We start from the raw sequence: 18,814 nt of genomic DNA, 5'->3' as shown, positions 1-18,814 counted from the left end.
GCACTCTGCTCGTGCATGGCGGTCATCCGATGCCTTGGGGCCGCCCTCCGGCGTGCCCGGAAAGGAAGAGCCGCGCATGCGAAAAAGGTTATTGGCCTGCCTGGCGACGTTCGCCGTCCTGCTGGTGGTGGCCGTCGTCAGGATGACGCCGGTCTCGGCGGTCGCCTCGGATCCGTACGCGTACAAGAACGTGCGCATCGACGGCGGCGGGTTCGTCCCGGGAATCATCTTCAACCCGGCCGAACGCAACCTCATCTACGCCCGCACGGACATCGGCGGCGCGTACCGCTGGAACCAGTCCACCAAGTCCTGGACCCCGCTGCTCGACTGGGTCGGCTGGGACAAATGGGGCTACAACGGCGTGATCAGCCTCGCCACCGACCCCGTACAGACCAACCGCGTGTACGCCGCCGTCGGCATGTACACCAACAGCTGGGACCCCAACAACGGCGCCATCCTGCGCTCCACCGACAAGGGCGACACCTGGCAGGTCACGGCGCTGCCGTTCAAGCTCGGCGGCAACATGCCGGGACGCGGCATGGGCGAGGCGCTGTCGGTCGACCCCAACGACAACCGCGTGCTCTACTTCGGCACGCCCAACGGCAACGGCCTCTGGCGCAGCACCGACTACGGCGCCACCTGGGCCAAGGTCACCAGCTTCCCCAACGCCGGCAACTACGCCCAGGACCCGAATGACGCCAACGGCTACCTCAGCCACCGTCCCGGCGTCGTCTGGGTGACCTACGACAAGCGCTCCTCCAGCGCCGGCACCGCCACCAAGACCATCTACGTGGGCGTCGCCGACAAGGAGAACACCGTCTACCGCACCACGGACGGCGGCGCCACCTGGACGCGCCTCGCCGGCCAGCCCACCGGGTACATCGCCCACAAGGGCGTGCTCGACACCGTCAACGGCTACCTGTACATCGCGACCAGCGACACGGGCGGCCCGTACGACGGGGGCAAGGGCGACGTGTGGCGCTACGCCACCGCGACCGGGACGTGGACGCAGATCAGCCCCGTCCCGTCCTCCTCCAGCGACGACTACTTCGGCTACAGCGGCCTCACCATCGACCGGCAGAAGCCCGGCACGCTGATGGTCGCCACCCAGATCTCCTGGTGGCCGGACGTCATCTTCTTCCGCTCCACCGACTCCGGCGCCACCTGGACCCGGGTCTGGGACTGGACGTCGTACCCGAACCGCAGCTTCCGCTACACCATGAACATCACCGAGAACCCGTGGCTGACCTTCGGCACCAACCCGCAGCCGCCCGAGGTCACGCCCAAGCTCGGCTGGATGACCGAATCGCTGGAGATCGACCCGTTCGACTCCAACCGGATGATGTACGGCACCGGCGCCACCGTCTACGGCACCGAGAACCTCACCCAATGGGACGCGGGCGGCCAGTTCACCATCCGGCCCATGGCCAAAGGGCTGGAGGAGACCGCCGTACTCGACCTGATCAGCCCGCCCAGCGGCGCGCCCCTGATCAGCGGCCTCGGCGACATCGCCGGCTTCCGTCACACCAACCTGGACGCCGTACCGCCGATGATGTTCACCCAGCCGCTGTTCACCTCGACCACCAGCCTCGACTACGCCGAGAAGAACCCGTCCGTGATGGTCAGGGCCGGCAACTTCACCGACGCCGACCGCCCCAACGACAGCCACGTCGCCTTCTCCACGGACGGCGGCGCGAACTGGTTCCAGGGCACCGAGCCGGGCGGCGTCAACGAGGGCGGCACGGTGGCCGCCGCGGCCGACGGCTCCCGCTTCGTGTGGGCGCCCAAGGGCGTCACGCCCGTCTACTCGGTCGGCTACGGCAACTCCTGGCAGACCGCCTCCGGCCTGCCGACGGACGCCGTGGTCGAGTCCGACCGGGTCAACGCGAGCAAGTTCTACGGCCTGAGCGGCGGCCGCCTCTACCTCAGCACGAACGGCGGCGCCACGTTCACCGCCACCGCCGCCACCGGCCTGCCCACCACGGGCAAGTTCAAGGCCGTGCCCGGCATCGAGGGCGACCTGTGGGTCGCCGGCGACGGCGGCCTCTGGCACTCCACCAACAGCGGCACGTCCTTCACCAAGGTCAGCGGCATCACCAAGTCGGTGAACGTCGGCTTCGGCAAGGCGGCGCCCGGGGCGACGTACCAGGCCATCTACACGGTCGCCACGATCGACAACGTCACCGGCCTCTACCGCTCCGACAACGGCGGGTCGAGCTGGCTGCGCATCAACGACGACAAGCACCAGTGGGGCAACATGGGCGAGGCGCTGACCGGCGACCCGCGCGTGTACGGCCGGGTCTACCTGGGCACGAACGGCCGCGGCATCATCTACGGCGACCGCACCGGCCCCCCGGTCACCGTCACCCCGACGGCGACCGTCACCCCGACCGTGACCCCGACGGTCACAGCCACTCCCACCGTCACCCCCACCACCGGAAGGGGCTGCACCGCCACCTACCGCCCAGGCAACAGCTGGCCGGGCGGCTTCGGCGCCGAGGTCACCGTCCAGAACACCGGCTCCTCGTCGATCACCGGCTGGAAGGTCACCTGGGCCTGGCCAGGCAGCCAGACGATCACCTCACTGTGGAGCGGCACCGTCACCCAGTCGGGCACGAACGTGACCGTGACGAACGCCGCCTACAACGGCACCCTGGCCACAAACGCCTCGACATCGTTCGGCTTCAACGGCTCCGGCACCGCCACCACCCCCACCCTCACCTGCACCCCCGCCTGAAAAAATGGTCCTCGCTCCGCTCGGGCGTCTTTCCCCGGGGATCGCGGCTCCGCCTCGATCCCCGGGCGAGAGGGCTTCCAGCCCTCTCGCGCTCTCCCGGTCGTTCACCGGTGATCGGGGCAGGTCACACACATGCCCGGACGCGAGATCCAGCCACACCCGGGCAGCACGCGCATAGGGCCCACGGGCGGTCTCCTCGTATGTCCCGTCGGTAGTCCGTCGCCGGACCAGGAATTCCGCGGCCTCGTGGCACAGGACGTACTCCTCACAGCAGGACGCTTCCGTCACCCGCACGAGTTCATGCCCTGCATGGGGTTGCCAGCGCACGTCAGCCGACCGGACGGTCCGGTGACCCGCCTGCCAGCTCGGCCCACACCAGTCGGTGGCCCTGTTGGGTGCGTTCCGTTCCGCAGCGTTCAGAAACGACCGACACCAGGTACAGCCCGCGACCCGATTGAGCCATGGAGTTCCGCGGGGGAGCGAACCGCGGCCGCCGCCGAGATGTGCCGGGATCGACGACTTCCAGTCGGACGAAGCCGTCGCCGAAGCCGAGGCGCACCTGAACCCAATCGCCATGCGCATCCGCCGGCACGTGTTGAACGGTATTGGTCACCAGTTCGGACACGACGAGCAGGGCGTCGAGGAGCAGTCCGCCACGATGCAGTCCGCCCCAATCGACATGCCCCTCTGCCAGCCAGTGCGCGACCGTTCGCCGGGCGCGACCGGGTGCTGAGGCCGTCCGGGCGAACGTCTTGTCGTTCCAAGCGGTTATGTTCGGTGTCTGCGGTGATTCTCCGATCAGCACTATTAATTCACCCTGATCTCGTCGGGTTGCCGTTCGCGACTTACGCGACACGACCGCTGTCGTCTTGGGGTTGTTCCGTCTCCAGCATGAACGGAAGAAACTCCCGTCGCCTGCTCGATCTCGTGAAACAATGACGACGAAGAAAGGCGTGCGGGTTGTATTGATCGTCTTGTCGAAGTAGTTCGTTGGTGCTCAGCTTTGGGGAGGCGCTGTGACGGAGGATCACGGGAATCGGACGTCGCCTCGCGCTCGCTTTGCCGCCGACCTGGCGGAACATCGCAAAGCCGCACGGATGACGCAGGCCGTCCTCGCCTCACGTATGCGCTGCCACGAGTCGCTCATCAGTCATGTCGAAAAGGGCCGCCGCAGCCCGACCGTGGATTTCGCGCAAGAGGCGGACAAAGTATTCGGGCTAGACGGGCATTTCGTAGCTCTTTTCAATGGAATAAGTCAATCACCGGCATTGGGATGGTTTGCCCGATGGGTGGAGGAAATAGAGCCATGTGCTGTGATCCTGCACTCATGGGATCCGCTGCTCATGCCCGGTCTGCTGCAGACCGCCGACTATGCGCGGGCCATATTCAGCGCAGGTGACTCAGCTCATCGTGTGGAGGAACGTGTTGCCGCACGCATCCAGCGCATCAAGATCTTCGAGGGCCCGGATGCGCCCGCCTTTCTCGCGCTCATCGACGAGGGGGTGCTTCACCGTCCCATCGGCGGCTCCCGCGTCTTGGCAGGGCAGCTGTGCTACCTGCTGGAGCTCTGCGAGCACCCGCGGATCACCGTGCAGATCGTGCCTGTCGCCGCGGGCTGCGCCGCAGGCATGATGAGCGCGTTCGCGCTGGCACGTCTGCGCGACGGCTCGGAGGTCGTCTCGGCAGACTCCGTCCTGGCAGGGGAAGTGACCGGCGACCACGCGGCGGTCGTGCGTCTCCGGCAGAGGTATGACACGATCAGAGCGAACGCGCAGCCGAAAGACGTCACTCAACAGGCGATAAAGGATGCGATCAGGACATGGGCGAGCTGAACCTGCACCTCGACGCGGCCGAATGGCGCAAGTCCAGTGCCAGTGGCGACAACGGACAGTGTGTGGAGGTCGCGACCAACCTCCCCGGCGTCGTGGCCGTGCGTGACAGCAAGGATCCCGACGGCGCCCGACTGATCTTCACTTCTGCGGAGTGGACGGCGTTTCTGGCGGGGGCTCGTCGAGGTGAGTTCGACCTCTGACCGCCACCGCCGACGAATCCTCGAACCTGACTCTCACTGCCCCTGACTCTAACCGCCCCTGACTCTCACCGCCTCGTACGCGGCCCCCGCGCCCGGCTGGCTCAAGGTCCCAGCCCTCTTGCCGGCCCAGGGTGTGTGTTCTCCGCCGTCATATCAAGAGCACGGGCGTAACGCAGGGACCCCCGGGTATCGCGGGCATGTAAACGCTCACGAGAGGGCTCATCGTCGCAACGGCCGGGACCAAGGTCCTCGCTCTGCTCGGGCGCCCCTCCTCGGGGATCGAGGCTCCGCCCCGATCCCCGAGCGAGAGGGTCTCCAGCCCTCTCCCGCTCTCTCGGCCCTTGCTAAGTGCCGCACTCCAATGGCCGCTATGCGCTACCGGACATTGGCGATATCAACTTGCCTTGCCCACCGGCTCGAACCGCACACTCAGCCGCATCTCCAGCGCTTCCGCCAGTCGTTCCAGCAGGGGGATCGTCGGCATCGTTCCCCCTGCCTCGAACCGTGCCACCGCCGGCTGCTTCAATCCCGTCCGTTCAGCCAGTTCCACTTGCGTGAGGCCCAGTTCTTCGCGCCGGAGTCGCACCGCCTCGCCCAGCTCGAACCGGATTCTCGCCGCCTCGTAGCCGGCCCCCGCGCCGGGCCGGCTCATGATCTCGGCTCTTCTGTCAGCCCAGGACTTTCGCTCCCCCACTCTACTCACTCCTCGTCTGCGGTATGCGCCTCAGCTACGCACCGCTGCATCGCGCGCCAGGCGCGCTCGATCTCAGCGAATTCATGCATCCGCCGCTTGCAGAACACCGTCAGCAAGATGATCCTCCTTCCGGAGGCGATCCAGTAGGTGATGCGTACCGACTCCCGTTGCAGGTGAAATCGGAGTTCCCGAAGCTTGCCACGGAGCTGCCGGGTGTACGGCTCGTCGAGCAGAACCCCCCGCGCCGCCAGCAGGTCGATGTAGAACGCCGCTGTTTCCAGATCCTCCTGGTCAAGCTTCTCCAACCACTCATCAACCTCTGGCTCCAGTTCGACCTCTCCCCAGTACATAACACGGACGTTATAGCTCGGGCAAGAGGCGCACCTGGAGAACGTAACCTCAGGTTTGGGCTCCAATTATCGAGGCGGCTTCGACATGTGCGAACATAGCCCCCTTCTGGCCGGGACGCCTTAGGGCGTAACGCGGGGAGCCCCGGGTAGCGGGCGGGCATGCATACGCTCGTGAGAGGTCTGATCGCGGGAGCGGCCGGCACCAGCGCGCTCAACGTGGTCACGTACCTCGACATGGCGATCCGCGCCCGCGCGGCCAGCAGCACGCCCCAGCTGGCCGTGGAGAAGATGGCGGGGCTGGTCGACGTGGACCTCGGCGAAGGGGAGCGGGCGGACAACCGCAAGGAGGCGCTGGCTGCGCTGCTCGGCTACGGCACCGGCGCTGGGGCGGCGCTGTGTTACGGGCTCGCGGCCGAGCGGTGGCGGCCGTCGTGGCCGGTCGGGGTGCTGGCGCTCACCGCGCTGGCCATAGTGGGCTCCAACGGCCCGCTGACGATGCTCGGCACCACCGACCCGCGCTCGTGGTCGGCCACGGACTGGATCTCGGACGTCGTGCCGCACCTGGCGTACGGCGTCACCGCGTACGCCGCCCACCGCCTGCTGACCGCGGGCTTCACCCCTTCACGGCCCCGACGATCACGCCCTTGGTGAAGTGCCGCTGGACGAAGGGGTAGATGATCAGGGCGGGGAGCACCGCGATCACCACGATCGCCATCTTGATGGCCAGCGTCGGCGGGGCGTCCCCGGTGACCCCGGCCGTCGCCGCCGGCAGCGGGTTGGAGTCGACGACGTACTGGCGCAGGATCAGCGCGAGCGGCCACCTGCGGGTGTCGTCGATGTAGAGCATCGCGTTGAACCAGGCGTTCCAGTAGCCCACGGCGTAGAACATCGCGACGACGGCCGTCACCGCCTTCGACATGGGCAGCACGATCCGCCACAGGATGCGCCACTCGCCGGCCCCGTCGATGCGGGCGCTGTCCAGCACCTCGCCGGGGATGTTCATGAAGAACGAGCGCAGCACCACCACGTTGAACGCCGACACGGCCGTCGGCAGGATCAGCGACCAGTAGCTGTCCTTCAGCCCGAGCCCGCTCACCATCAGGTAGACGGGGATGATCCCGGGGAAGAAGACGAACATCAGCAGGATGCTGAACAGCAGCGGCCGGTGCAGGAAGGAGCCGGGGCGCGACAGCGAGTACGCCCCCAGCACGCTCACCCCGGTGCTGATCAGCGTCCCTGCGAGGGTCACCCCCGTGCTCACCAGCACGGCCCGGCTGACCACGGTGTCGGAGAAGATCTGCCGGTACGCCTCCACGGTGATGCCGTCCGGCACCAGCACCAGCCCGCCGGCCCGGTTGACGGTGGCGGCCGGGCTGAGGCTGGTCAGGACGATCGTGTAGAGCGGCCCGAGCACGGCGAGCACGATCAGCGTGATGATCGTGCCCTTGCCGAGTTGCCCGGCGGGGGAGGGCCGCTCCTCCCAGGGAGCCAGCCGGGCCGGCCGCCGCGACCGCCGCGGCCTGGACGTCAGAGCGGTCATGATCGCGAATACACCCCTCGTTCGCCGAGCGCGTGCGCCATCCGGTTCGCCGCCAGGATCAGCAGCAGCCCGACCAGCCCCTTGAACAGGCCGGCCGCCGCCCCGTACCCCAGGTCCCCGGTACGCAGCCCCGACCAGTACACGAACGTGTCGAACACCTCCGACGCCCCGCTGCCGACCGCGCTGCGCTGCAGCATGAACTGCTCGAAGCCGACGTTCAGCGCGTCCCCGAGCCGCAGGATGAGCAGCAGCACGATCACCGGGCGCAGGCCTGGCAGCGTGATGTGCCACAGGCGCCGCCAGCGGCGGGCGCCGTCCACGGCGGCGGCCTCGTACAGGTTGGGGTCGATGGTGCTGAGCGCGGCCAGGAAGATGATCGCTCCCCAGCCGGCGTCCTTCCAGATGGTCTGGGTGGTGATGAGCAGGATGAACGTGTCGGAGTTCGTCATCCAGTCCACGCCCTCGTGGCCGCGTTCGCGGAGGAGCTGGGCGAGCAGCCCGGCCCCGCCGAACATCTGCTGGAAGATGGCCACGACCAGCACCCAGGAGAAGAAGTACGGCATGTAGACCACGCCCTGCACGAACGCCCGCAGCCGGGCCGAGACGATGCTGTGCAGCAGCAGCGCCAGCATGATCGGCACGGGGAAGTAGAAGACGAGCTGGAAGGCGGTGATCGACAGCGTGTTGAGCATCGCGCGCAGGAACTGGGGGTCCTGGAAGAGCAGCGCGAAGTTGGTGAAGCCGATGACGGGGCTCTCCAGGATGCCGCCGGTGTAGGGGTTGTAGTCCTGGAAGGCGATGATGTTGCCGAGCGCCGGCACCCACCAGAAGGCGAGCACCAGCAGCAGCATCGGCAGGTTCATGAGCAGCAGCGACCGGTCGCGCCGCAGCTTGGCCCGCCAGGTGAGCTTGTGTTCGTCCCGTGCCGGGGGCCTGTCCAGGCTGATCGGCCGTGTGGTCACCACGCCCACGCCGGGCCCCTCACAGCCGCCCGTTCTCGCGCGCGACCTTCATGTAGAACTCGCGCGCCTCGTTGCCGCCCTGGTCCTGCCACTCCTTGAGGATCTTCGGCCACTCGGAGATCGGGCGCTTGCCGCGGAAGATCTCCTGCATCTTGTCCTCGGTGGGGGTGACGAGACCCGCCATCTTGGACGGCGTCTCGACCCGGATGCCGACGAAGGGGTCGTTCTCCAGCAGCTTGGCGGCCTGTGTCTCCCAATCCCAGAGCGCCTGGACCAGGCCCTCGTACTGGCTCTTCTCGTTGGCGCTGGGCCGGCCGGACAGGAACATGTACGTGGGCGCGACCTCCTTGCGGCCGAGCGCGGTCTGCTTGATCTTGCCGTTCTCGACCGTGTAGTGCTTGCCCTCGACGCCGTTGAAGACCAGCTCGTACTCCTGGGTGCCGAACGGCGCGGAGGTCCAGTTGGCGAGCGCGAGGAGCTCGCGGGTCCGCGCGTCGCCGAGGCCCTTCTTGATGAAGGCGAACATGCTGGCGGGCTCGTTGCGCCACACGATGGTCCGGCCACCGGCCTTGGCCGGGTAGGGGGCGACGATCTGCTGGTCGAACTTGGGGTTGTCGGCCTGGAAGCGGCCCAGGTTCTCGTGCCAGGAGCCGAGGCCGTCGCGGTAGATCACCATCTGGCCGCTGCCGAAGATGCCCTTGTTGTCGGCGTCCTTGTTGGCCGCGATGTCGGGGTGCACGTGACCGGCCGCGAAGAGCTTGGTCATGAACTCGATGGCGGCGGCCCATTCGGGGGTCTCGTACTTGTACTCCAGGGTGCCGTCGGGCTTCTTGCGCCACTCGCGGGGCGCGCCGAAGGCCCGCTGCATCTCCTGCTCCATGCCGCCGCCGAAGGCCCAGCGCTTCTTCTTCGGGTCGGTGATGGCCTTGCCGAGGGCGAGCAGGTCGTCGCCGCTCTTCGGGTGCTCCAGGCCCAGCTCCTCCAGGATGTCCTGGCGGACGAAGGTGGCGAACGGGAACGGGTCGTTCTGCCAGGGGATGCCCTGGAGCACGCCGCCGAAGACGCTGTACTGCCAGGCGGCGGTGTCGTAGTTGGCGAGGAGCGGGAACTCCTTGGCCTTGTCCCCGGCGAGGTAGGGCGACAGGTCGGCGAAGAGCTTGTTGGCGGCCTCGGTGAAGTGCGCGATCTTGATGAGCTCCCACTGCGGCACGCACACCATCTCGGGCACGTCGCCGCTGGCCAGCAGCGTGCTGAGCTTCTGCCCGTAGGTGTTGCCGTCGGAGATGTTGAAGCGGACGGGGCCGCCGAGGCGCTCGTTGACGATGTCGTAGTAGGAGTTGTCGCCGAGGCCGGGCGGCACGGTGCCCCAGAGCGGCGTCATCGCGGTCACCTCCTTGCCGCTGGTCAGCGGCTTGGTGGTGACGGCCTGCACCATGGCGGAGGGGCGGCTCAGGAAGCCGGGCGCGACGAACTCGCTGCCGGGCAGGTCGGGCTTGAGCCCGGGGATCTCGAAGGGGACCCGCGTCGGCACCAGGCTCTTCAGCTTGTCGGCCGCGACGGCGGTGCCCTTCGACGCCGACTGCTTCTCGGCGCAGCCGGCGACCAGGATGCTCGCGCCGACGAGGCCGAGGAAGCCGCGGCGGGTCGTGGGGGTTGATGGCATGGCTCGTCCCTTCGACGGGCGGGAGGGGCCCGAGGAAAATCAGCCTGAAAGTTAGTTGGTATTCCGACCAAACAAATTAGTAGACTGATGGCGCGGCCACAAGGGACCGGAGCGGTCACAGGTTGGTGAAGGAGGCCCACGATGCGGCATGCTTGGGTCATCTCTTGGCGGGAACGGGGCTGATATTGATCACTTCTACGACCGGCCCGCAGCCGGCCGACTTCGCCGACGTACGGGCCACCAACCTCGCGGTCGTGCTGCGGTTCGTCCGCGAGCACGCGCCCTGTTCGCGGGCCGACATCGCGGCCACCACCGGGCTCAACAAGGCGACCGTGTCCAGCCTGGTGGCCGACCTCATCGACCGCCGCCTGGTCCGCGAGACCGGGCTCACCGAGAACCGCGTCGGCCGCCCCGCCACCATGCTCGTCCTCGACGGCTCCCCCTACGCCGCCATCGGCGTCGAGATCAACGTCGACCACGTCTCGGCCGTGGCCACCGACCTCGCGGGGGAGCGGCTGCTCACCTGGCGGCGCTCGTTCTCGGCCGGCGACTCGGCCAGCCAGGGGGTGGCGAGCGTCGGCGCGATCGTCCGGCGGGTGGTCAACCGCATGGCCAAGGAGGAGCGCCAGGTGCTCGGCCTCGCCGTCGCGGTGCCGGGGCTGGTCGACGTGCAGGGCACCGTACGCCTGGCGCCCAACCTCGGCTGGCGTGACGCCGACCTCGGCGGCGACCTCGCCAAGGCGCTGCGCGACCCCGGCTTCCCGATCCAGGTGGACAACGACGCCAACCTCGCCGCCCTGGCCGAGCAGCGCTTCGGCGCGCACGCCGGCGCGGCCGACCTCGTCTACCTGACCGGCGAGATCGGCGTCGGCGCGGGCATCATCCTCGACGGCCGGCTGCGCAGGGGCGGCCTCGGTTACAGCGGCGAGATCGGCCACGTCCAGCTCGACCCCGACGGCCCGCCGTGCCACTGCGGGCGGCGCGGCTGCCTGGAGGCGATGGCCGGCATCGGGTCCGTGCTGCGCGGGGTGCCCGCGCCCGCCGAGATCCACCCCGCCGAGATCCAGATCGAGATCGAGGAGGTCGTACGGCTGGCCCGCGCGGGCGACGCCGGCACGCTCGCCACGCTGTCGGCGGCCGGGCGGAGCCTGGGCCGGGGCGTGTCCATCCTGGCCAACCTGCTCGATCCCGAGGTGGTCGTCCTCGGCGGCTACTACGTCCCGCTCGCACCCTGGCTGCTGCCCGCCGTGCACGCCGAGCTGGGCCACCGGGTGCTCGCCCCCGACGCGGGCGGCTGCCGGGTGGTGGCCTCGACGCTCGGCCAGGACGCCGCCGCGCTGGGGGGCGCGGCGCGGGTGCTCGACTCCGTCGACTCGGGAAGATTGCCCGGAGGATTGTCGCGAATCCCTTGACCTTGGTCACGCGGAAGTGCACCCTTCAGTCAACCCACCGAAATGTCCGCGTAACTTCCCCAGGCCGGTCGTCGAAGCGCTTCGACACTCTTTCGAGGGATGACCATGCACGAACCCCCCTTCCGAGACCCGTCGGCCCCCCTGACCGACCGGATCGACGACCTGGTGCGCAGGCTCACGCTCGCGGAGAAGGTCGGCCTGCTCCACCAGTACCAGGCGCCGGTCGAGCGGCTGGGGCTCGGCCCGTTCCGCACCGGCACCGAGGCGCTGCACGGGCTGGCGTGGCTGGGCCCGGCCACGGTGTTCCCGCAGGCCGTCGGCCTGGCCTCGACCTGGGACCTCGACCTCGTACGCCGGGTCGGCGAGGCCACCGGCGAGGAGGTCGTGGCCTTCCACCACAAGGACCCGGCCGGGGCCGGGCTCAACGTCTGGGCCCCCGTGGTCAACCCGCTGCGCGACCCGCGCTGGGGCCGGAACGAGGAGGGCTACTCGGAGGACCCCTGGCTGACCGGCGTCATGGGAGCGGCGTACGCGCACGGCCTTCGTGGGAGCGCTCCCGAAAGGCTCAGGACCGCCCCCACGCTCAAGCACTTCCTCGCCTACAACAACGAGACCGACCGCTGCACCACCTCCAGCGGCCTGCCGCCGCGCGTGCTGCACGAGTACGAGCTGCCCGCCTTCCGCCCGGCCGTCGAGCAGGGCGCGGCCGTGGCCGTCATGCCCTCCTACAACCTGGTCAACGGCCGGCCCGCGCACCTCAGCCCGCTCATCAACGAGCTCCTGCGCGCCTGGGCGCCGGACGAACTGCTGGTCGTCAGCGACGCGTACGCCCCCGGCAACCTCACCGGCATCCAGGGCTACCACGACACGCCCGCCGAGGCGTACGCGCACGCCGTCAAGGCCGGGCTGGACAGCTTCACCCAGGACGACGACCGCCCCGAGACCACCCTCGCCCACCTGCGCGACGCCCTCGACCAGGGCCTGCTGGCCGAGTCCGACGTGGACACGGCGGTGCGGCACGTGCTGTCGATCAGGTTCAGGCTCGGCGAGTTCGACCCGGCGACCCCGTACGACGAGATCACCGACGGCGTGGTCAACTGCCCCGAGCACCAGGCGCTGGCCAGGGAGGCGGCCCGCCGCTCGATCGTGCTGCTGCGCAACGACGGCCTGCTGCCGCTCTCCGGCCGCCCCCGGATCGCGGTCATCGGGCAGCTCGGCGACACGCTCATGGAGGACTGGTACAGCGGCACCCTGCCCTACTCCGTCACCGCCCGCGCCGGGCTGGCCGAGCGCGGCGAGACGGTCTTCTGCGAGGCCGTGGACCGGGTGACGTTCACCGCCGAGGCCGGCCCGGTCAGCGCCGACCCCGCAGGAGGGCCGCTCAGCGCCGGAGCGGCCGAGGCGGGCGCGTTCGACCTGTTCGACTGGGGCGGCGGGGCGTACGCGCTGCGCTCGGTCACCACCGGCCGCTACGTCTCCGTGAACGACGGCACCCTGGTCAACGACCAGCCGGGCCCGAACGGGTGGGAGGTGCGCGAGACGTTCCGCATGGAGGAGCGCCCGCGCGGCACGCTCGCCCTGCGCCACATCTCGACCGGCTGCTACGTCGGCGCCGCGGGCGACGGCGTGCTGCGCCTGGTGGACGACGCCGACCAGGCCGTCTGGCTGGCCATGGACGTGCTGCGCAGCGGCGTCGAGCAGGCGGCGACGCTCGCCGCCGCGGCCGACGTGGCGGTCGTCGTGGTCGGCGACCACCCGCTGGTGAACGGCCGCGAGACCGAGGACCGCCTCACGCTGGCCCTCGCCCCCGCCCAGAACGCCGTGCTCACCGCCGTGCGCAAGGCCAACCCGCGCACCGTCATGGTCATCACCAGCGGTTACCCGCTCACCTGGACCGACGACGAGATCCCGGCCGTGCTGTGGTCGGCGCACGGCGGCCAGGAGTACGGCCACGCCCTGGCCGAGGTGCTGTTCGGCGACGCCGACCCCGAGGGCCGCCTCACCCAGACCTGGTACCGCTCCGAGCAGGAGCTGCCCGACCTGCTCGACTACGACATCATCGCCTCCGACGCCACCTACCTGTACTTCCGCGGCATCCCGCTGCACCCCTTCGGCCACGGCCTCAGCTACACCACCTTCGACTACTCCGACCTGCGGGTGTCGGTCGAGGACGGCACGGTCACGGCGCGCGCGACGGTGACCAACACCGGCGGCCGGCCCGGCGTCGAGGTCGTGCAGTTCTACACCCACCAGCAGCGCTCCCGCGTCAAGCAGCCGCTGCGCCGGCTACGCGGCTTCGAGAAGGTACGCCTGGAGCCCGGCGAGAGCCGCGTCGTCACCCTCGCCCTGCCGGTCGCCGACCTGGCCTTCTGGGACGTCACCCGCGACCGGTTCGTCGTGGAGCGCGCCCCGCATCAGCTCATGGTCGGCCGCAGCGCCACCGACCTGCGGCTGAGCGCCCGCTTCGAGGTGGACGGCGAGGTCGTCCCGCCCCAGCGCGGCCCGCTGCGCGCCGCCGCCCACGACGAGTACGACGCCATCACGTTCACGGCCGAGACCCGGCAGGCCGGCGACGCCGTACGCGCCGACGCCGAAGGCGCCTGGATCCTGTTCCGCCAAGTGGACCTGACCGGCGTGCGGAGCTGCGTGGCCACGGCCGGCGGCGCGGAGGGCGGCATGATCACCCTGCGCCGCGACGACCCGCTGTACGGCCAGGAGCTGGCGACCTTCCCCGTCCCCAGGACAGACCGGTACGACCACCAGGCCATCACCTCCTCCCTTGCGCCCGCCGACGGAGTGCACGATCTTTATGTCGTGTTCGAGAACGACGGCGTGCGGCTGGCCCGGCTCGACTTCGGAGCCGGGGCTTGAGCCGGCGCACCGTCACCATCTCCGAGGTCGCCAAACACGCGGGCGTGGCGGTGAGCACGGTGTCGTACGTGCTCAGCGGCAAGCGCACGATCTCGGCGGACACCCGGCGGCGCGTGCTCGACAGCATCAGCGCGCTCGGCTACCACCCCAACGCCGGCGCCCGCGCGCTGGCCAGCAAACGGTCCAACGTGATCGCCCTGGTGCTGCCGCTGCGGGCCGGCATGCACGTGCCGGTGCTGATGCGCTTCGCCAGCGCGGTCGTCACCGCCGCCCGCCGCTTCGACCACGACGTGCTGCTGCTGACCGCCGACGAGGGCACGGCCGGCATCCGCAGGGTGGCGGCGAGCGCGCTGGTGGACGCGCTGGTCCTCATGGACGTCGAGCTGGACGACCGCCGCGTCCCGCTGCTGCGCGAGCTGGCCGAGCCGAGCGTGCTCATCGGCTTCCCCGCCCGCCCGGCCGGGCTGACCTGCGTGGACCTCGACTTCCACGCGGCCGGGGCGCGCTGCGCCGAGCACCTGGCCGAGCGCGGCCACCAGGAGATCGCGCTGCTCGGCGCGCCCTCGGTGGTCTACGACCGGGGCACCGGCTTCGCCACCCGCACCCGCGACGGCTTCGCGGCCGCGGTGGCCGACCTCGGGCTGAAGGGCGTGGCGCTGCCCTGTGAGGAGACCTTCGACGAGGTCTACGAGACCGTACGCGACCTGCTGCTCGACCATCCCGGCCTGTCCGGCGTGGTCGTGCACAACGAGGCCGCGGTCAGCCACGTGCTGGCCGCGCTGCGCCAGCTCGGCCGCCGGGTGCCGCAGGACGTGGCGGTCGTGGCGATCTGCCCGGAGGACGTGGCCGAGCGGGCGAGCCCGCCGCTGACCTCGGTGCTGATCCCGGCCGAGGAGGTGGGCCGGGAGGCGGTGCGGCTGGTCATGGACAAGCTGGAGGGCCGCGTGGTCCCGGACTCGACGCTGCTGCCCCCGCTGCTGGCCGTACGTAGCAGCACCTGACGCGGGCGTTCAGCCGCAGGTCAAGGCTGCCCGATATCTCGCCATATGGCGTTGGCTGTCGCCTGCCGCTGGGGAAGTCGGCTGTGGCGAGCCGCCGTCGTCCTCCCGAGGGGAGGGCCGGCTGCGGCGGGAGGGATAGCCATGACCACGTCAGTGCAGCCGGCCGGCGGCGGCGGGCAGCCGAGCGGCGGCAAGTCGTCCTCGTCGGGCCTGGCCGACGTCATCGACACGATCCTCGACAAGGGTCTCGTGATCGACGCGTACGTCCGGGTCTCCCTCGTGGGCATCGAGATCCTGACCATCGACGCCCGGGTCGTCATCGCCAGCGTCGACACCTATCTCCGCTTCGCCGAGGCCGTGAACCGGCTCGACCTGACGAAGACCGAGAAGAGCCTGCCGGAGGCCGTCGCCCAGGTCAAGGGCGGGCAGCCCGCCGAGGTCGGCCCCGCCGACGAGCACAAGGAAGTGATCCAGGGCGTGCTGGAGTCGGCCCGCGACGAGCCCGCCGACCCCGCCGTCCAGGCGGCCAAGCAGCAGGAGCGGCAGCCGGAGACCCGCGTCGAGCGAGAGGACCGATAGGACATGGGACGACCGGCCAAGGAACGGGGCGCGCCCGAGCAGGACACCGAGGTCACCCTCGGTGTCTACGTCTACGGCATCGTGCCCGCGGGCACGAAGGTGCCGCCGGACGAGCACGGCCTCGGCGACCCGGCCGGCGAGGTGCGCCTCGTCCGCCACGGCGACATCGGCGCCCTCGTCAGCGAGGTCGACGTCGACCGGCCGATCGGCAGGCCCGGCGACTTCCTCGCCCACGAGCGGCTGCTCGACGCCGTCTCCCGCACGGCCGCGGTGCTGCCGTTCCGCTTCGGCTCGGTGCTGACGAACGAGGAGGCCGTCACGGAGGAGCTGCTCGCGCCGCACCACGACGACTTCCTCGCCGCGCTCAACGAGCTGGAGGGCTGCGCCGAGTACATCGTCAAGGGCCGCTACGTCGAAGAGGCCCTCATGGGCGAGATCCTCGCCGAGAACCCGGAGGCCGCGAGCCTGCGCGAGGCCATCCGCGGCACCTCCGAGGACGCCACCAGGAACGAGCGCATCCGGCTCGGCGAGATCATCGCGGGAAGCGTCGAGGCCAAGCGCGACCTGGACACGCGCACCCTGCTCGACGCCCTGGCCGGCTGCTACGCCCAGGCGGTCATCAGGGAGCCGTCGCATGAGCAGGACGCGGTCAACCTCGCCCTGCTCATGCGCTCCGACGAGCAGGAGACCCTGGAGCAGCGGCTCGGCGACTTCGCCGAGAGCTGGGCCGGGCGGGTGAACATCCGGCTGCTCGGGCCGCTCGCGCCGTACGACTTCGTCGTCGCGCAGGCGGCCGAGGAGTGAGGCGTGAACCTGTTCGTCGAGCTCCTCCTCCTGCCGATCGCGCCGGTGCGGTTCGTGGTCAAGCTGGGCGAGGTCATCCAGGACCAGGCGGAGCAGCAGATGAGGAGCCCCGTCGCGATCCGGCGGCAGTTGGAGGAGATCGACGCGGCCCTGGAGGCCGGACAGATCTCGGAGGAGGAGCACGACGAGGCCGTCACCCTCGTGCTCCGCAGAGCTACAGGGAGGTGACCGATGCCCGAAACGGATGAGCAGCGGGCCACGGGCGCGCTGAGCGCGGCCACGGCCGGCGAGGCGGCGCTGCGCCTCATCGCCGACCTCACGACCAAGGAGACCGAGGGGGTGACCGCGGTCACCCCGGCCGAGGGCGGCTGGATCGTCAGCGTGGAGGTCGTCGAGGACCGCCGGATCCCCTCCACCGGCGACATCCTCGCGCTCTACCAGGTGGAGCTCGACGAGGAGGGGAACTTGCTGGCATACAAGAGGCTGCGCCGCTACCGGCGAGGCAGCAGCGACAACGGGGAGAACGCATGAGCGCGGGCGTGACGTGGACACGGTAGCGAACCGCGGGCCGGTCGCCCGCCCCTCGTACGGGTCGGCCTCGACCGGCCACGAGGCGGCCAACCTGGGCGACATCCTGGAGCGGGTGCTCGACCGGGGCATCGTCATCGCGGGCGACATCCGGGTCAACCTGCTCGACATCGAGCTGCTGACGATCAAGCTGCGGCTGGTCATCGCGTCCGTGGACACCGCGAGGGAGCTCGGCATCGACTGGTGGAAGCACGATCCGTTCCTGACCGGCAGGGACAGGGAGCTGGTCGACGAGAACCGCCGGCTGCGCCGCCGCCTCGCGGCGATGGAGGACCGGAGGGCCGTCGATGAGTGACACGGGGCCGATGAGTGACACGGGGACCTATCTGTACGCGGTCGCCCGCGACGAGGTGTCCGCCTGCCCGCCGGGTGTCGCGGACGCCGACGTGCGCACGATCGTGCGCGGCGGGCTGGTCGCGTACGTGAGCAGCGTGCCCATGGAACGCTTCGGCGAGGAGCCGCTGCGCCGCTCCCTGGAGGACATGGACTGGCTGGCCGGCACCGCCCGCGCCCACCACCGCGTGGTGGACGCCGTGGCCGCCGCCACCCCGACCGCGCCCGTGCGCCTGGTCACCGTCTACGACGGCGACGAGCAGGTGAACGACCTGCTGGAGCGCCGGTCCTGCGACTTCGCCGAGGTCCTGGAGCAGGTCGCCGGGCGCAGGGAGTGGGGCGTCAAGGCGTTCGCCGACCCCACGTCGGAGGAGCAGCCGGACGAGCGGCCCTCCTGTGAGAAGCCCGGCAAGCCGGGCACCGCCTACCTCCAGCGGCGGCGGGCGAACCTGCGCGGGCGCGAGCAGAACAGGCGGCAGGCGCTGGCGCGGGCCGAGCACATCCACGCCGCCCTCGCCACGGTCGCCGTCGCCAGCCGCCGGCACCGCCCGCAGGATCCGCGCCTGTCGGGGCGTACGGACTGGATGCTGCTCAACGGCGCCTACCTGGTGGACGAGGGCCGCGTCGCGGAGTTCGCCGCCCTGGCCGGGGAGCTGGGCGGCGGAGGGGTCGAGGTGACGGTGACCGGGCCGTGGGCGCCGTACTCGTTCACGGTGATGGAGACCCGGTGACGGAGTCGCTGCTGCAGAGGACGTCCGCCGACGAGATCATCCTGAGCGACCGGCTGCCGGCCGAGCGGGTCTCGCTCGTGGACCTGCTGGACCGGCTGCTCGCCGGCGGGGTCGTCCTGAGCGGCGACATCATCCTGTCCATCGCGGACATCGACCTGGTGTGCATCTCGTTGCGGACGGTCCTCGCCTCCGCGGACACCCTGGAGGGCGCATGAGCGAGGAGGGCGCCCGCTGGCGCATCGCCGCCGACCCGGACACGGTCCAGCGCGACCTGTCCCGCCTCGTCCTCACCATCGTCGAGCTGGTACGCCAGCTCGTCGAGCGCCAGTGCGTACGCAGGATGGACGCGGGCAACCTGACCGACGAGCAGGTGGAGGCCCTGGGGGTCACGCTGATGCGCCTGGAGGAGGCGATGGGGGACCTGTGCGAGCGCTTCGAACTGACCCCCGCCGACCTCAACCTCGACCTCGGCCCGCTCGGCACCCTCTTGCCGACCGAGTGACCGCCGCACGAGTGG

21 protein-coding genes are annotated in these 18,814 nt (G+C 70.1%); 15 read left to right on the top strand and 6 right to left on the bottom strand.

Annotated elements, in window-relative coordinates; translation table 11 throughout:
• The first annotated feature begins 76 nt into the window (after positions 1 to 76).
• The gene (locus tag SMD20_RS24695; RefSeq protein ID WP_329585074.1) at positions 77 to 2,737 is read left to right on the top strand and encodes a cellulose binding domain-containing protein; all 2,661 of its coding nucleotides are present in this window, start codon (positions 77 to 79) and stop codon (positions 2,735 to 2,737) included.
• Positions 2,738 to 3,065: 328 nt separating this feature from the next.
• Here the strand turns inward: SMD20_RS24695 and SMD20_RS24690 are convergent, their stop codons facing one another.
• Complete coding sequence (locus tag SMD20_RS24690) at positions 3,066 to 3,542, bottom strand: ATP-binding protein (protein ID WP_329585071.1); 477 nt, start codon at positions 3,540 to 3,542, stop codon at positions 3,066 to 3,068.
• 211 nt (positions 3,543 to 3,753) lie between these two features.
• Here SMD20_RS24690 and SMD20_RS24685 point away from each other — a divergent pair, with 211 nt between their 5' ends.
• On the top strand, positions 3,754 to 4,569 hold the full coding sequence (locus tag SMD20_RS24685) for a helix-turn-helix domain-containing protein (protein ID WP_329585068.1): 816 nt from the start codon (positions 3,754 to 3,756) through the stop codon (positions 4,567 to 4,569).
• On the top strand, positions 4,557 to 4,769 hold the full coding sequence (locus SMD20_RS24680; RefSeq protein WP_329585065.1) for a DUF397 domain-containing protein: 213 nt from the start codon (positions 4,557 to 4,559) through the stop codon (positions 4,767 to 4,769). Before SMD20_RS24685 ends, SMD20_RS24680 begins: the two co-directional genes overlap by 13 nt.
• Positions 4,770 to 5,163: 394 nt before the next feature.
• Here SMD20_RS24680 and SMD20_RS24675 read toward each other — a convergent pair whose 3' ends face one another.
• On the bottom strand, positions 5,164 to 5,421 hold the full coding sequence (locus SMD20_RS24675) for a helix-turn-helix domain-containing protein (protein ID WP_329585062.1): 258 nt from the start codon (positions 5,419 to 5,421) through the stop codon (positions 5,164 to 5,166).
• A 47-nt stretch (positions 5,422 to 5,468) separates the two neighbouring features.
• The gene (locus tag SMD20_RS24670; protein ID WP_329585058.1) at positions 5,469 to 5,813 is read right to left on the bottom strand and encodes a type II toxin-antitoxin system RelE/ParE family toxin; all 345 of its coding nucleotides are present in this window, start codon (positions 5,811 to 5,813) and stop codon (positions 5,469 to 5,471) included.
• Between the two features lie 171 nt (positions 5,814 to 5,984).
• Between SMD20_RS24670 and SMD20_RS24665 the strand changes: the two genes are divergently transcribed.
• Positions 5,985 to 6,464 (top strand): hypothetical protein, encoded by a 480-nt coding sequence (locus SMD20_RS24665; protein ID WP_329585056.1) that lies wholly within the window; start codon positions 5,985 to 5,987, stop codon positions 6,462 to 6,464.
• Here the strand turns inward: SMD20_RS24665 and SMD20_RS24660 are convergent.
• From SMD20_RS24660 to SMD20_RS24650, 3 genes are read right to left on the bottom strand one after another with little or no spacing between them, the layout of a single operon-like run.
• On the bottom strand, positions 6,427 to 7,353 hold the full coding sequence (locus tag SMD20_RS24660; protein ID WP_329585054.1) for a carbohydrate ABC transporter permease: 927 nt from the start codon (positions 7,351 to 7,353) through the stop codon (positions 6,427 to 6,429). The two genes, SMD20_RS24665 and SMD20_RS24660, sit on opposite strands and share 38 nt — an antisense overlap.
• The gene (locus tag SMD20_RS24655) at positions 7,350 to 8,324 is read right to left on the bottom strand and encodes an ABC transporter permease (protein ID WP_329585051.1); all 975 of its coding nucleotides are present in this window, start codon (positions 8,322 to 8,324) and stop codon (positions 7,350 to 7,352) included. The genes SMD20_RS24660 and SMD20_RS24655 overlap by 4 nt, the downstream gene beginning before the upstream one ends.
• 10 nt (positions 8,325 to 8,334) lie before the next feature.
• Positions 8,335 to 9,978: an extracellular solute-binding protein gene (locus tag SMD20_RS24650; protein WP_329585048.1), complete on the bottom strand. Its 1,644-nt coding sequence runs from the start codon at positions 9,976 to 9,978 to the stop codon at positions 8,335 to 8,337.
• Positions 9,979 to 10,163: 185 nt separating this feature from the next.
• Between SMD20_RS24650 and SMD20_RS24645 the strand changes: the two genes are divergently transcribed.
• The 11 genes from SMD20_RS24645 to SMD20_RS24595 all read left to right on the top strand — a co-directional run bounded on the left by SMD20_RS24645 (position 10,164) and on the right by SMD20_RS24595 (position 18,799).
• Positions 10,164 to 11,390, top strand: a complete 1,227-nt coding sequence (locus tag SMD20_RS24645) for an ROK family transcriptional regulator (protein WP_329585045.1) — start codon at positions 10,164 to 10,166, stop codon at positions 11,388 to 11,390.
• Positions 11,391 to 11,489: 99 nt separating this feature from the next.
• Entirely contained in the window at positions 11,490 to 14,261 is a 2,772-nt protein-coding gene (locus SMD20_RS24640) for a glycoside hydrolase family 3 C-terminal domain-containing protein (protein ID WP_329585043.1), read from the top strand.
• Positions 14,258 to 15,262, top strand: coding sequence for a LacI family DNA-binding transcriptional regulator (locus tag SMD20_RS24635; RefSeq protein WP_329585041.1), 1,005 nt, complete (start codon positions 14,258 to 14,260; stop codon positions 15,260 to 15,262). Before SMD20_RS24640 ends, SMD20_RS24635 begins: the two co-directional genes overlap by 4 nt.
• Before the next feature lie 141 nt (positions 15,263 to 15,403).
• The gene (gene gvpJ / locus SMD20_RS24630) at positions 15,404 to 15,841 is read left to right on the top strand and encodes a gas vesicle protein GvpJ (RefSeq protein ID WP_329585039.1); all 438 of its coding nucleotides are present in this window, start codon (positions 15,404 to 15,406) and stop codon (positions 15,839 to 15,841) included.
• 3 nt (positions 15,842 to 15,844) lie between these two features.
• Entirely contained in the window at positions 15,845 to 16,645 is an 801-nt protein-coding gene (locus tag SMD20_RS24625) for a GvpL/GvpF family gas vesicle protein (protein ID WP_329585037.1), read from the top strand.
• 3 nt (positions 16,646 to 16,648) lie between these two features.
• Positions 16,649 to 16,873, top strand: a complete 225-nt coding sequence (locus SMD20_RS24620) for a gas vesicle protein GvpG (RefSeq protein ID WP_329585034.1) — start codon at positions 16,649 to 16,651, stop codon at positions 16,871 to 16,873.
• Positions 16,874 to 16,876: 3 nt separating this feature from the next.
• On the top strand, positions 16,877 to 17,176 hold the full coding sequence (locus SMD20_RS24615; RefSeq protein ID WP_329585032.1) for a gas vesicle protein GvpO: 300 nt from the start codon (positions 16,877 to 16,879) through the stop codon (positions 17,174 to 17,176).
• 13 nt (positions 17,177 to 17,189) lie between these two features.
• The gene (gvpJ, locus tag SMD20_RS24610; RefSeq protein WP_329585029.1) at positions 17,190 to 17,528 is read left to right on the top strand and encodes a gas vesicle protein GvpJ; all 339 of its coding nucleotides are present in this window, start codon (positions 17,190 to 17,192) and stop codon (positions 17,526 to 17,528) included.
• 10 nt (positions 17,529 to 17,538) lie between these two features.
• Positions 17,539 to 18,297 carry a GvpL/GvpF family gas vesicle protein gene (locus SMD20_RS24605; protein WP_329585027.1) on the top strand — a complete coding sequence of 253 codons (759 nt, stop codon included), beginning with the start codon at positions 17,539 to 17,541 and terminating at the stop codon, positions 18,295 to 18,297.
• Positions 18,294 to 18,512, top strand: a complete 219-nt coding sequence (locus tag SMD20_RS24600; RefSeq protein WP_329585024.1) for a gas vesicle protein — start codon at positions 18,294 to 18,296, stop codon at positions 18,510 to 18,512. The genes SMD20_RS24605 and SMD20_RS24600 overlap by 4 nt, the downstream gene beginning before the upstream one ends.
• Positions 18,509 to 18,799: a gas vesicle protein K gene (locus SMD20_RS24595; RefSeq protein ID WP_091090551.1), complete on the top strand. Its 291-nt coding sequence runs from the start codon at positions 18,509 to 18,511 to the stop codon at positions 18,797 to 18,799. The genes SMD20_RS24600 and SMD20_RS24595 overlap by 4 nt, the downstream gene beginning before the upstream one ends.
• The last annotated feature ends 15 nt before the right edge of the window (positions 18,800 to 18,814 follow it).

The sequence above is a fragment of the Nonomuraea sp. LP-02 genome (assembly GCF_036289125.1).
Lineage (GTDB): Bacteria > Actinomycetota > Actinomycetes > Streptosporangiales > Streptosporangiaceae > Nonomuraea > Nonomuraea bangladeshensis.
The sequence above is the reverse complement of the archived record's forward strand: the minus strand, read 5'-3'. Positions and strand labels throughout refer to the sequence as shown.

What these genes read in the sequence shown, in the direction of transcription:
- SMD20_RS24670 (WP_329585058.1), bottom strand. Translation starts at nt 5,813, where the DNA reads ATGTACTGGGGAGAGGTCGAACTGGAGCCAGAGGTTGATGAGTGGTTG.
- SMD20_RS24680 (WP_329585065.1), top strand. Translation starts at nt 4,557, where the DNA reads ATGGGCGAGCTGAACCTGCACCTCGACGCGGCCGAATGGCGCAAGTCC.
- SMD20_RS24615 (WP_329585032.1), top strand. Translation starts at nt 16,877, where the DNA reads ATGCCCGAAACGGATGAGCAGCGGGCCACGGGCGCGCTGAGCGCGGCC.
- SMD20_RS24695 (WP_329585074.1), top strand. Translation starts at nt 77, where the DNA reads ATGCGAAAAAGGTTATTGGCCTGCCTGGCGACGTTCGCCGTCCTGCTG.
- SMD20_RS24660 (WP_329585054.1), bottom strand. Translation starts at nt 7,353, where the DNA reads ATGACCGCTCTGACGTCCAGGCCGCGGCGGTCGCGGCGGCCGGCCCGG.
- SMD20_RS24640 (WP_329585043.1), top strand. Translation starts at nt 11,490, where the DNA reads ATGACCATGCACGAACCCCCCTTCCGAGACCCGTCGGCCCCCCTGACC.
- SMD20_RS24625 (WP_329585037.1), top strand. Translation starts at nt 15,845, where the DNA reads ATGGGACGACCGGCCAAGGAACGGGGCGCGCCCGAGCAGGACACCGAG.
- SMD20_RS24595 (WP_091090551.1), top strand. Translation starts at nt 18,509, where the DNA reads ATGAGCGAGGAGGGCGCCCGCTGGCGCATCGCCGCCGACCCGGACACG.
- SMD20_RS24605 (WP_329585027.1), top strand. Translation starts at nt 17,539, where the DNA reads ATGAGTGACACGGGGACCTATCTGTACGCGGTCGCCCGCGACGAGGTG.
- SMD20_RS24675 (WP_329585062.1), bottom strand. Translation starts at nt 5,421, where the DNA reads ATGAGCCGGCCCGGCGCGGGGGCCGGCTACGAGGCGGCGAGAATCCGG.
- gvpJ (WP_329585039.1), top strand. Translation starts at nt 15,404, where the DNA reads ATGACCACGTCAGTGCAGCCGGCCGGCGGCGGCGGGCAGCCGAGCGGC.
- SMD20_RS24650 (WP_329585048.1), bottom strand. Translation starts at nt 9,978, where the DNA reads ATGCCATCAACCCCCACGACCCGCCGCGGCTTCCTCGGCCTCGTCGGC.